Source organism: Hydrogenophaga sp. (assembly GCF_026125785.1).
Classification (GTDB): Bacteria; Pseudomonadota; Gammaproteobacteria; order Burkholderiales; family Burkholderiaceae_C; genus Hydrogenophaga.
This window is the reverse complement of sequence record NZ_JAHCKL010000007.1, coordinates 187045-199270: the sequence shown is the minus strand read 5'-3', so window position 1 is coordinate 199270 and position 12226 is coordinate 187045. Positions and strand designations below refer to the sequence as shown.

At 65.2% G+C, this 12226-nt stretch carries 10 protein-coding genes; 6 read left to right on the top strand and 4 right to left on the bottom strand.

What is annotated here, in order from left to right; translation table 11 throughout:
- Positions 1-45 precede the first annotated feature (45 nt).
- Together KIT53_RS09850 and KIT53_RS09845 are read right to left on the bottom strand one after the other, a co-directional pair.
- A complete protein-coding gene (locus KIT53_RS09850) occupies positions 46-1182 on the bottom strand; it encodes a PilT/PilU family type 4a pilus ATPase (protein ID WP_297751339.1) in 1137 nt (378 codons plus the stop codon).
- An 83-nt stretch (positions 1183-1265) separates the two neighbouring features.
- On the bottom strand, positions 1266-2309 hold the full coding sequence (locus KIT53_RS09845; protein WP_297751336.1) for a type IV pilus twitching motility protein PilT: 1044 nt from the start codon (positions 2307-2309) through the stop codon (positions 1266-1268).
- A gap of 38 nt (positions 2310-2347) precedes the next feature.
- Here KIT53_RS09845 and KIT53_RS09840 point away from each other — a divergent pair, with 38 nt between their 5' ends.
- Positions 2348-3082 carry a YggS family pyridoxal phosphate-dependent enzyme gene (locus KIT53_RS09840; RefSeq protein WP_297751333.1) on the top strand — a complete coding sequence of 245 codons (735 nt, stop codon included), beginning with the start codon at positions 2348-2350 and terminating at the stop codon, positions 3080-3082.
- On the opposite strand, the gene KIT53_RS09835 is transcribed toward KIT53_RS09840, so the two are convergent.
- Entirely contained in the window at positions 3066-3608 is a 543-nt protein-coding gene (locus KIT53_RS09835) for a DUF3617 domain-containing protein (RefSeq protein ID WP_297751329.1), read from the bottom strand. The two genes, KIT53_RS09840 and KIT53_RS09835, sit on opposite strands and share 17 nt — an antisense overlap.
- A gap of 207 nt (positions 3609-3815) precedes the next feature.
- On the opposite strand from KIT53_RS09835, the gene KIT53_RS09830 reads away from it, so the two are divergent.
- Both KIT53_RS09830 and KIT53_RS09825 read left to right on the top strand, forming a co-directional pair.
- Entirely contained in the window at positions 3816-4376 is a 561-nt protein-coding gene (locus KIT53_RS09830; RefSeq protein ID WP_297751326.1) for a hypothetical protein, read from the top strand.
- 112 nt (positions 4377-4488) lie between these two features.
- Positions 4489-5976 carry a hypothetical protein gene (locus KIT53_RS09825; RefSeq protein ID WP_297751323.1) on the top strand — a complete coding sequence of 496 codons (1488 nt, stop codon included), beginning with the start codon at positions 4489-4491 and terminating at the stop codon, positions 5974-5976.
- Positions 5977-5980: 4 nt separating this feature from the next.
- Here the strand turns inward: KIT53_RS09825 and KIT53_RS09820 are convergent, their stop codons facing one another.
- On the bottom strand, positions 5981-6454 hold the full coding sequence (locus KIT53_RS09820; RefSeq protein WP_297751320.1) for an Lrp/AsnC ligand binding domain-containing protein: 474 nt from the start codon (positions 6452-6454) through the stop codon (positions 5981-5983).
- A 107-nt stretch (positions 6455-6561) separates the two neighbouring features.
- On the opposite strand from KIT53_RS09820, the gene KIT53_RS09815 reads away from it, so the two are divergent.
- From KIT53_RS09815 to KIT53_RS09805, 3 genes are read left to right on the top strand one after another with little or no spacing between them, the layout of a single operon-like run.
- Entirely contained in the window at positions 6562-9543 is a 2982-nt protein-coding gene (locus KIT53_RS09815) for an L-glutamate gamma-semialdehyde dehydrogenase (protein WP_297751318.1), read from the top strand.
- Between the two features lie 46 nt (positions 9544-9589).
- Positions 9590-10648, top strand: coding sequence for a cupin-like domain-containing protein (locus tag KIT53_RS09810; protein ID WP_297751315.1), 1059 nt, complete (start codon positions 9590-9592; stop codon positions 10646-10648).
- A 39-nt stretch (positions 10649-10687) separates the two neighbouring features.
- Positions 10688-12031 carry a glutamine synthetase family protein gene (locus KIT53_RS09805; RefSeq protein WP_297751312.1) on the top strand — a complete coding sequence of 448 codons (1344 nt, stop codon included), beginning with the start codon at positions 10688-10690 and terminating at the stop codon, positions 12029-12031.
- Positions 12032-12226 lie beyond the last annotated feature (195 nt).

Sequence of the window (12226 nt, the reverse complement as noted above, 5' to 3'; positions counted from 1 at the left end):
CCGGGGGGGCCCCCCGCCCGCCGCGCCCCCGGGGGGGGGGGGGGGTCAAACAATGGTGAGATGCTCGGTGCCGGCCGCCAGGTCGGTCGACTTGGCACGCTGGCTGTTGAGCTTGATCTGCAGGCGCAGGTCGTTGAGCGAGTCTGCGTTGCGCAAGGCATCCTCGAGCGTGATGATGTTGGCCTCGAAGGCGTTGAAGAGCGCCTGGTCGAAGGTCTGCATGCCCATCTGGGTGCTCTTCTTCATGATCTCCTTGATCTCGGCCACCTCGCCCTTGAAGATCAGATCGGAGATCAGCGGCGAGTTCAGCAGGATTTCCACCGCGGCGTGGCGGCCCTTGTTGTCCTGGCGTGGCACCAGGCGCTGGGAGATCAGTGCGCGCAGGTTCAGCGAGAGGTCCATCAGCAACTGGGCGCGACGCTCCTCGGGGAAGAAGTTGATGATGCGGTCCAGGGCCTGGTTGGCGCTGTTGGCGTGCAGGGTGGCCAGGCAGAGGTGACCGGTTTCGGAGAACTGGATCGCGTGCTCCATGGTCTCGCGGTCGCGGATCTCACCCATGAGGATCACGTCCGGCGCCTGGCGCAGCGTGTTCTTGAGGGCGGCCTCCCAGGTGTCGGTGTCCAGGCCCACCTCGCGCTGCGTGACCACGCAATTCTTGTGCGGGTGCACGAACTCGATCGGGTCTTCGATGGTGATGATGTGGCCGTGCGAGTTTTCATTGCGCCAGTCCACCATCGCCGCCAGCGAGGTCGACTTGCCCGAGCCGGTGGCGCCGACCAGGATGCACAGGCCGCGCTTGGACATCACGACGTCCTTGAGCACTTGTGGCAGCCCCAGCTTTTCAATCGTCGGCAGCACCGAGGGGATGGTCCGCAGCACCATGCCGACCTTGCCCTGCTGTACGAAGGCGTTGACCCGGAAGCGCCCGATGGCGGGCGGCGAGATCGCGAAGTTGCACTCCTTGGTGCGTTCGAACTCCGCCGCCTGCTTGTCGTTCATGATCGCGCGCGCCAGGGCCAGCGTGTGCGTGGCGTTCAGCGGCTGCGGCGACACCTTGACGATGGCGCCATCGACCTTGATCGCGGGCGGAAACTCGGCCGTGATGAACAGGTCGCTGCCGCTGCGGCTGAGCATCAGCTTGAGCAGATCGTTGATGAATTTCGATGCCTGGTCGCGTTCCATGGTCGTAGAGGGTTGGGCGTTGAGCGGTGGACGAGGGCCAGGCGGGGACGCTCAACGCGGAACGCTGAACGCCAGACCTGGCCTCACCCGGGGAAGTTCTCCGGAATCTTGGCCTTGCCGCGAGCTTCGGCCGGGCTGATGACATTGCGCTTGACCAGTTCGGCCAGGTTCTGGTCCAGCGTCTGCATGCCGACCGCGTTGCCGGTCTGGATGGCGGAATACATCTGGGCCACCTTGGCTTCGCGGATCAGGTTGCGGATGGCGCTGGTGCCCAGCATGATTTCGTGCGCCGCCACGCGGCCCGAGCCGTCCTTGGTCTTGCACAGGGTCTGCGAGATCACCGCCACCAGCGATTCGGACAGCATCGCGCGCACCATGTCCTTCTCTTCGGCCGGAAACACGTCGATGATGCGGTCGATGGTCTTGGCCGCGCTGGAGGTGTGCAGCGTGCCGAACACGAGGTGGCCGGTTTCCGCCGCGGTCATGGCCAGCCGGATGGTTTCGAGGTCGCGCATTTCGCCCACCAGGATGGCGTCCGGGTCTTCGCGCAGGGCCGAGCGCAGCGCGTTGGAAAAGCTCAGCGTGTGCGGGCCCACCTCACGCTGGTTGACCAGGCACTTCTTGGACTCGTGCACGAATTCCACCGGGTCCTCCACCGTGAGGATGTGGCCGTATTCGGTTTCGTTGAGGTGGTTGACCATGCCCGCCAGGGTGGTCGACTTGCCCGAACCCGTGGGGCCGGTCACCAGGACCAGGCCGCGCGGACGCAGCGCCAGATCGGCAAAGATCTTGGGTGCGTTGAGCTGTTCCAGTGTGAGGATCTTGCTGGGGATGGTGCGGAACACGGCACCGGCGCCCCGGTTGTGGTTGAACGCGTTGACGCGAAAGCGCGCCAGGCCCTCGATCTCGAAAGAGAAGTCGCATTCGAGGAACTCCTCGTACTGCTTGCGCTGACTGTCGTTCATGATGTCGTAGACCATGCCGTGGACCTGCTTGTGGTCCAGGGGCTCGACATTGATGCGGCGCACGTCGCCATGCACCCGTATCATGGGCGGCAGGCCGGCGGAGAGGTGAAGATCGGACGCTTTGTTCTTGACGCTGAAGGCCAGCAGTTGGGTGATGTCCATCCCGGGTTCCGTGTTGTGTAGGGTGATGACGGCGGATTATGACGACGATTGAACGCAATCTCCAAGCCGTGCGGGAGCGTATTTCGCGCGCCTGTAGGCAGGCTGGGCGCGATGTGACCGAGGTCACACTGCTGGCGGTATCCAAGACCTTCGGCCCCGACGCCGTTCGTCAGGCGCACGCGGCCGGTCAGCGTGCCTTTGGTGAGAACTACGTGCAGGAAGGGGTGGAGAAGATCCTGGCGCTGCGCGAGGGTGTACCGCCCGGAGCGCCCTGCGCACCGCCGATCGAATGGCATTGCATCGGCCCTCTCCAAAGCAACAAGACACGCCTGGTCGCCGCGCATTTCGACTGGGTGCAGTCCGTCGACCGCCTCAAGATCGCCGAGCGGCTCAACGAGCAGCGTCCGCCAGAGCACCCGCCGTTGCAGATCTGCCTGCAGGTCAACGTGGATGGCGGACCGAACAAGTCGGGCGTGGCGCCCTCGGAACTGCACGCGCTGGCCCATGCGGTGTCGGCGCTGCCGCGTCTCCGACTGCGCGGCCTGATGTGCATTCCGGAACCGAGTGACAGCTTCGAGCAACAGAGCGAGGTATTCCTGCGCGCAAGGACCTTGTGGGACCAACTGCGCGCGGGCGGCTTCGAACTCGACACCCTCTCCATGGGCATGAGCGATGACCTGGAGGCGGCGGTGTCCGCCGGTTCGACGCTGGTGCGCGTGGGCCGCGCGATCTTCGGCAGCCGGACCGCGCAACAGGCTACTTCAGCGGCTTGACCGACCCGCAGCTCGCGGCCAGCCACTTGCCCTGGCCTTCCATGTTCATGGTCTGCGGCTTGCCCTGGTGCGTGGCGCGCACCAGCATCTTGGAGGTGTAGGCGGTATCGCCCTGGAAGGTGAAGGTGCCTTCACCGGTCGCGGGCGGGTTCTTGCAGACAAAACTCATCTTCATCTCGCTGGCGCTGCGAGACAGGATGGTGTTGGTGCACTCGCCCTCGGTCTGCACCGGCAGGTCCTGGCGAGCCGCCATCTCGGGCGTGATGCAGATTTTGACCGCCATGCCACCGCCGGCCGATGGTGTGGGCATGGACATACCCTGCTTGGCCAGCATGTCTTGCATCATCTTGCGCTGTTCGGGCGGCATCGCGGCCATCTGCTTCTGCATCTGCGCCATGGCCTGGTCCATCTGCGGACTGCCTCCCATCTTCTGGGTCACTTCCCAGAGGCCGGGTTTGGTGCTCTGGGCATGGACAAGGGCGGGCAGGGCGAAGGCGCAGAACAGCAGGGCTACGGGGCGAATCATGACGACTCCGGTGACAAGGTGCTTCATTGTGCGGCGCTGCAGGGGACTGTCAACGCGGCAGGCCATGCGTCACAACGGAAAGACGCACGCGGTATTGCGCTACTCCCCGGAGCATGAGTAATTCCAAAGACCTATATTGGCGGGCCGAAGTCGCGGCCACTGCGGTAGTGCGTGTGCCGTTCGCAGGGCGTTCAGGGAGGACATCAGATGAAGGAAGAACGTATGTGGCGCGCAGGTCCCATCCTGGGGCTCGTCATTTTGACCACTTTGACGATGACGCTGGTTGGTTGTGGGGGTGGCGGTGATGCCCGTCCATCGGCGTCCGGGCTGACGCCTCAGGAAGAAATTGCACGCCTGGAAGCGAGCGGCGAGATTCCCGTGCTCGAGCGCAGCACGAGCCTGGGCGGGATTGACAACAACAGCAACGGCGTTCGGGACGATATCGAGCGATACATCGAAAGGAAGTACGCCGAGCCAGCGCAACGGAAGGTGGCAATGCAGACCGCGCGGGCATTGCAGAAGACATTGCAAGTGGACACGAACGATGCCTTTGCAGTGGAGGCGGTTTCGCAGGATGGCATGCGCGCCGTGAACTGTCGAGGTGCCGTTTTTCCAGGGGTGGAAGGCTTCAAGGAAGCCTTCCGGATGTCGCAAGAATTGGAGGCGCTGACGACCAACACCCTGCTGCGATTGAGGGCGTACATGGCGTACAACAAGGCGGTTAGCGGAACAGTCTCCCGACTTCCAACGGGAGACACCTGTGATTGAGCGCTTGTTCGAAGGATCGAGGACGGTTTTATGTACTTTGATCTTTGCATTGGCATTTGCATTGACTCCCCTGCAGGTTAGAGCCGAGGGAATTTGCGAGGCAGAAGGAGTCGTGTTTGGGTTCTTCAACGGTGTGCAGAACACCAAGGAGCAGGCCAACAATGCGCTTTACTTTCTTCGACAAACGTACTTGATCGAGACACCCAACGGCAAGCCCATCACCTACGAACTTTTCTACAACGACACCGAAGGCTTCGCCGACTTCGTCGAGACGTTCGAGCAGCGGTTGCAGGAGCACGGTGGCTTGCTGGCCGGGCGGTTCGAGCTCTTCTTTTCAGCCGCCAAAGGCGAAGGCCGTTGGTGGAGCGCGCTGATCGCCGCGGTGCCGCTGTTCAAGGACGCGCTCGAAAGCGTCTTTGACTTGGTTCGCGCAGCGGCGATCCAGAAGTTGACGCATGGCCTGGGAGACCCCAACTCCGTGGTGGTGGCCGAGCGTCAGAAGGCGCAGATCGGCCACTGGGTGGGTCGCCAGAAGGGCCTGCTTCTCCTGGCACATTCGCAGGGCAACCTCTTCGTGAACCTGGCGTACGCGCACGCGCTGACCTTGACCGATGCGGGGTCGGTCAAGGTGGTACATGTGGCGCCGGCATCGCCGACGTTGTCTGGACCTCACACATTGGCCGACAAAGACCTCGTCATCAATGGTTTGCGGCTTGTGGGTGCCGTGGCGGCCAACACGGATCGCATCCCCGGCTACGCCGAGCGCCCACCCGGGCTGAATGGCGAGCGCGATCTGATCGGGCATGGCCTGCTGGAGATCTACCTCAATCCGGCCGTACCCACGGCAGCGAGAACGCACGGGCACGTGCGTGTGGCCATGCAGGAGCTGGAGTCTGCTCGCAAGCCGAAACCCCCGTTTCCCGGATTCGAGCCGCGCCCCTGGCTCGGTGGACCGCCTCCTGAACTGGTTCGCGCGCCTGACGATGTATCTCACCAGTTGGAAAGGGTGGTTGAAACCTACAGCGTGCCCAAGGCTTTCGTCAGGAAAGACGGTCGCTGGACGCTTGACCTGAGCGGTGAGCTGGGAGAAGAGCCTCGGAGTGGATGGAGACGTATCGACTTTGCAGGCAAGGGAATGGGAGGCCATGAACATTGTTCATGGGGCTACCTTCCGCTGGATGGTTGGGCCGATCCCATCTGGACCCAGGAATGCACCTATGACCGCATACCTCTCGGGTACTGGCTCGATTCACCTTCGTGGCCCGATGAACTGGCCTCCTACGGCAATCCGGCCAATGGCACCGTGGTCAGGTTGAATACGCTGACCTATTCATCAGCCCATGTTCTGGTGAAGGACGCGATGACTTCGCATCCCTACGTCCAGTTCATGTCGGCGTTCATCCCGCTTTGGGAACGCGAGATGCAGGGCCGGCAAGAGTGGGTCGAGCCTTATGTGGTGAAGGATGGTGGGTGGGTCAATCTGGAAGCGTATGAGTCCTGGACGGCGGCCTGGAATGCTCACCAGACCAGCGAACTTCGACGCCTGGAGCGCTATCAGGAAGAGCGTGATGCCTACGAGGCCAGCGACTGCGCGAAGTAGCCGCTTACAACGGCAGCTGCGAACGGTCCTTGACCTCTTCCATCACCGCGTAGGTGCGCGTTTCGCGCACGCCGGGCAGTTGCCAGAGCACGTTGCCGGCGAATTCGCGGTAGGCCGCCATGTCGGCCATGCGTGTCTTGAGCAGGTAGTCGAATCCGCCGGCGACCATGTGGCACTCCATGATTTCGTCGCGCACATGCACGGCGGCCTTGAACTCGTTGAACACGTTGGGCGTGGTGCGGTCCAGCAGCACTTCCACGAACACCATCATGCCGCGCCCGAGCTTGAGCGGGTTCAGCCGGGCTTCGTAGCCCAGGATGTAGCCATCGCGCTGCAGGCGCTGGGTGCGGGCCAGCACGGCCGTGGGGGAGAGCGCCACGGTTTCGGCGAGCTTGAGATTGGTGATGCGTCCGTCGGACTGCAGCATCTTCAGTATCTTGAGGTCGATGCGGTCCAGGTCGGATTCGGTGGCAGACATGGGTGTGAATTATCCGGTCAATAGATGACTTTATGGAGAAAAATTCTTCATGTGGCCGGTCAGCATACGCACTATCACAATTTCTAGGGCTGAGCCCGGAGCATCTCATGTCGCGTCAGAAAGACCGTCTTCCCTTTCCTTACCGCCCCGAATCCGGGGTTCTGGCACACCGCCTCGCCGCGTTGACCGGCGCGCTGGACTGGTCGGCTGCGGCGATCGTGGCTGCGCCGTGGGTACACGCCGTGCGCCGCAACCCACCGCCCTTCTGGGCGATGGAGAGCCTGCTCAAGGAGTACCCGATTTCCAGTGCTGAGGGACTGGCGTTGATGCGTCTGGCCGAGGCCCTGCTGCGCGTGCCGGATGCGGAGACCGCCATCGCGCTCACCGCGGATCAGCTCGGCCGCGCCGACTTCGATGGTGCCGAGGACTCCACGCTGGCGCGCCTGTCGTCGACCGCCATCGCCATGTCCAAGAAATTCCTGCCGGAGGCTGGCAACGAGCCTGGACTGCTGGCCAAGCTGGGTGCGCGCACCGTGGTGGCGGCGACGTTGCGTGCGGTGCAGTTGCTGGGGCGCCAGTTCGTGCTGGGGCAGACCATCGAAGACGGCATGAAGGCGGCGGCGGACGCCAAGAAGTGGCAGGAACACCTGAGCTTCAGTTTCGACATGCTGGGCGAGGGCGCGCGCACCGACGAGGATGCCCAGCGCTACCTGGCGAGCTACCAGAAGGCCATCGCCGCCATTGCGCGGCAGGCCGATCCCGCGCGCCACCCTGCCGAGAACGACGGCATCTCGATCAAGCTCAGCGCCCTGCACTCCCGCTACGAAGACGCCCAGCACGAGCGCGTGCTGGAGGAGTTGGTGCCGCGGGTCTGGCTGCTGTGCGAGGCGGCCGCGTCGGCGAACCTGAATCTGACGATCGACGCCGAGGAAGTCGACCGGCTGGAGCTCTCGCTCGAGGTGTTCGAGGCCCTGGCCCGCCTGGTCGCGCAACGCCGGCCGCAATGGCAAGGTTTTGGCCTGGCCCTGCAGGCCTACCAGACGCGCGCGGTGGAACTCGTCGAGCACGTGGCCGCGCTCGCACGCCAGTACCACCTCAAGTTCATGTGCCGCCTGGTCAAGGGGGCCTACTGGGATACCGAGATCAAGCGGGCCCAGGAACTGGGGTTGCCCGGCTACCCGGTGTTCACGCGCAAGCCCCATACCGACGTGAGCTACCTGGCGTGTGCGCGCGCGCTGCTGGAAGCGCCGGACGCGATCTATCCGCAGTTTGCGACGCACAACGCGGGCACGATCGCGGCGATCCTGCAGATGGCCTCCGGCCGAGGGGCGCCGTTCGAGCTGCAGCGTCTGCATGGCATGGGCGAGGGCGTCTACCGGGAGGTGCTGCGCAATCCGCGCGTGCGTTGCCGGGTGTACGCCCCGGTGGGTGCTCACCGCGACCTGCTGGCCTACCTGGTGCGGCGCTTGCTGGAAAACGGTGCCAACTCCTCGTTCGTGCACCAGTTGGCCGATGCCTCGATCGGCATGGATGAACTCCTGGTGTCTCCGCTGGAGCAGTCCCTGCCGGTCGATCACGAGCCGGATGCGCTGCCTTTGCCGGCCCAGATCTACGGCCCCGGGCGACCCAACAGCGAAGGCCTGGATCTGGCCGTGGCCAAGCACCGCCAGTCCCTGTTCGACGCGCTGGCTGTCACCGTCGTGGCCTCGGTGCCCGAGACGCCCGTCGACAAGGTGCCGGTGGCCAGCCAGAGGGCCGTGCAGGCCTTTGCCGGCTGGAACAAGACGCCGGTGGGCGAACGCGCCGCGACGCTGCGCCGTGCCGCCGTCGCCATGCAGCAGCAGATGCCTCCGCTGTGTGCCTTGCTGGTCAAGGAGGCCCGCAAGACCTGGGGCGACGCGGTGTCCGAAGTCCGTGAGGCGATCGACTTCCTGCGCTACTACGCCGACGAGGCCGAACGCACCTTCGCGCCCACTTCGCTCCCCGGTCCGACCGGTGAGAGCAACACCTTGCGCCTGGAAGGGCGTGGCGCATGGGTCTGCATCAGCCCGTGGAATTTCCCGCTGGCGATCTTCACCGGCCAGGTGGCCGCGGCGCTGGTGACGGGCAACACCGTGCTGGCCAAACCCGCCGAACAGACGCCGGCCATCGCCGTGGAGGCCGTGCGCCTGCTGCACGCCGCCGGTGTGCCCGAGGCCGCGCTGCAGTTGCTGCACGGTCCGGGCGAGACGGTCGGGGCGGCCCTGGTGGCGCAGCCGGCCATCGCCGGCGTGGTGTTCACCGGCTCCACCCAGGTGGCCAAGATCATCCAGCGAGCCCTGGCGGCCAAGGACGGCCCCATCGTGCCGCTGATCGCGGAGACCGGTGGGATCAATGCCATGCTGGTCGACAGCACCGCACTGCCCGAACAGGTGGTCGATGCGGTGGTGCAGAGCGCGTTCCGCAGTGCCGGGCAGCGCTGCTCGGCTCTGCGCCTGCTGTGCGTCCATGAGGCCATTGCCGACGGCGTCATCGCCATGGTCCAGGGCGCGGCGCGGGAACTGGTGGCGGGCAACCCGGCAGACCTGGCGACCGACCTCGGGCCGGTGATCGACAAGGAAGCGTTCGATGGCATCGACCAGCACCTGCGGCGCCTGCACGCGGAGTCGCGCGCCCTGCTGCCGGTGTCGCAGCCACCGCGCGTGTCCATGCCCTGCCAGATCGCTCCGCAGATGTTCGAGGTCCCCGCCATCGCGGATGTGCGCCAGGAAATCTTTGGCCCGGTGCTGCAGGTGGTGCGCTGGCAGGGCGATCCCATGGTGGTCGTCGGGCAGATCAACGCGCTGGGGTATGGCCTGACGCTGGGCATACAGACGCGCATCGACAGCCGTGCGCTGGCGCTGGCCGCCGCCGCCCGGGTCGGCAACGTGTACGTCAATCGCAACATGATCGGCGCGGTCGTGGGGGTGCAGCCCTTCGGTGGTGAAGGGCTCAGCGGCACCGGTCCCAAGGCGGGTGGACCCCACTACCTCACCCGTTTCTGCGCCGAGCAGACGCTGACCATCAACACCACCGCGGCGGGCGGCAACGTGGCGCTGTTCGCCCACTGAAAAGCGGCCCCGTGGACGGGCGTGGTGGTGCGATACTGGCGCTCGCATGAGCAACCCGTCCGCCATACCGCCCGCCCCCCGCCCGATCGAAACCGGCTTCCGCTCCCTGGACGCCGGCTGGCGCCAGTGGATCGCGGAGAACCTGCTGCGCCACTGCACGCCGGATTCCATGCTGGCCACCATGACCCAGGCCGGGCTGGATCCCGCCGAATGCGAACCGGCCATCGAGGCGATGGCGCACGACCCCGCCTTTCTCGCGGCGCGCAAACTCCAGCAACTGCAGTCCAAGCTGGTGTCCGTCGTGGCCAACCAGCAGAAGCTGCTGGAACTCGACCCGCTCTATGGCCATGTGGAGAAGCGCAGCCGCGTGCCGCTGGGGGAGTTCCTGGAGAAATACGTCATCGGCAGCCGGCCCGTGGTGCTGACCGACGTGGCGCGCGACTGGCCGGCCCTTCGGCGCTGGTCACCGCAGGATCTGCGCGAGCGCTTCGGCCACCTGGACGTGGAGATCCAGTCCGAGCGCAGCGCCGACCCCAACTACGAAGTCAACAAGCTCGACCACCAGCGCCGGACCCGTCTGGCCGACTTCGTCGACCGTGTGCTGGCTGGCGGTGAAACCAACGACTACTACCTGACCGCCAACAACGAGATGCTGAGCCGGCCGGGCTTCGCGCCGCTGCTGGACGACATCGGAACGCTGCCCGATTTCTGCGACCCCTCGCAACTGGCGCGCCGCGCCTCGTTCTGGTTTGGCCCGGCAGGCACCGTCACGCCGCTGCACCACGACACGCTGATGCTCTGCCACACGCAGATCGTGGGACGCAAGCGCTGGCGCTTCATCTCGCCGCTGCAGACACCACTGCTCTACAACCATTTCGAGGTGTACAGCCCGGTCAATCTGGACCAGCCCGACCTGGACCGCCACCCGCTGTTCAGCCAGGCCACGGTGCTGGACGTGGTGGTCGAGCCTGGCGAGACCGTGTTCCTGCCGCTGGGCTGGTGGCACCAGGTCAGCGCGCTGGACGTGAGCCTCTCGTTCTCGTTCTCCAACATCGCCGTGCCCAACCACTACACGTTCGACAACCCGCGCATCACCAACTGGTGATCCCACGGGCCGGCAGCCTCCTCCTACGGAACCCGCACCATGACCGACGACGTTCAGCGCATCCAGCAATGGCTCGACGAGCACCGCATCACCGAGGTGGAGTGCCTCATTCCCGACATGGCGGGACAGGCGCGCGGCAAGATCGTGCCGCGCCACAAATACGACCCCGGGGTCGGCCTGCGGCTGCCCGAGGCCGTGCTGTCCATGACCGTCACCGGTGACTACCCGGAGAAGGACTACACCTCGGTGGCCGACCCGGACATGCAACTCCGGCCCGACCCCGACACGCTGCGGCCGGTGCCCTGGGCCAAGGAGCCGACCGCGCAGATCATCCACGACTGCTTCAGCTTCGACGGCGTGGCCGTCGACCTGTCGCCGCGCAACGTGCTGCGCCGCGTGCTCAAGCTCTATGCGGACGAAGGCTGGAAGCCCGTGGTGGCGCCCGAGATGGAGTTTTACCTGGTGCAGGTGGAACCCGACGAAGACATCCCGCTCAAGGCGCCGGTGGGCCGCACCAAGCGCACCGAGGCCGGCATGCAGAGCTTCTCCATGGATGCCATCAACGAGTACGACGACATCTTCGATGTCATGTACGACTGGTGCGAGGCCGAAGGTATCCAGCTCGATACGCTGATCCACGAAATGGGCACCGCGCAGATGGAGATCAACCTGGACCACGGCGACCCACTGCCGCTGGCCGACCAGGTGTTCCTGTTCAAACGCACCATCCGCGAGGTGGCCATTCGCCACCAGATGTACGCCACCTTCATGGCCAAGCCCATGCAGGGCCAGCCAGGCAGCGCCATGCACGTGCACCAGAGCGTGGTGGGTATACAGGATGGACAGAACATCTTCAGCCGCCCCGACGGCGAGCCCTCGGCGGCCTTCTTTCACTACATCGGTGGACTGCAGACCTACCTGCCTGCGGCCACGGCCTTCTTCGCTCCCTACGTGAACTCCTACCGCCGGCTCTCGCGTTTCACGTCCGCGCCGATCAACCTGAGTTGGGGATACGACAACCGCACCTGCGGCCTTCGCGTGCCGCACTCCGACCCGCAGGCGCGCCGCGTGGAGAACCGCCTCGCCGGCGTCGACGTGAACCCCTACCTCGCCATTGCCGCCAGCCTGGCCTGCGGCTACCTGGGCATGAAGCACGCCATCCAGCCCAGCGAACCGCTCAAAGGCAGCGCCTACGAACAACCCCACCAGTTGCCACGCCACCTCGACGAAGCGGTCGAAAAACTCATGGCCTGCCGACCCTTGGTCGACCTCTTCGGCGAGCACTTCATCCAGACCTACAGCGCGATCAAGGAAACCGAGTACCGCGAGTACTTTGACGTGATCAGCCCCTGGGAGCGCCGGTTCCTGCTGCTGCACGTATAGCCGCCAGCGAGGCGAGAGGCGTCCAGGCCCAGAGATGCCGAAAGTCCGGCCGCAGGCACGAGACACCCCAGCGAGCGAAGCGAGGCGCCCAAATCCAGAGATGCCAAGGGTCCGGCTCTGCCGGCCCAAGGCATCGTCCCCCCTCGAAGCGCCGAAGGCGCGCCACAGAGGGGGGAAGCCGCGCAGCGGCGCAGG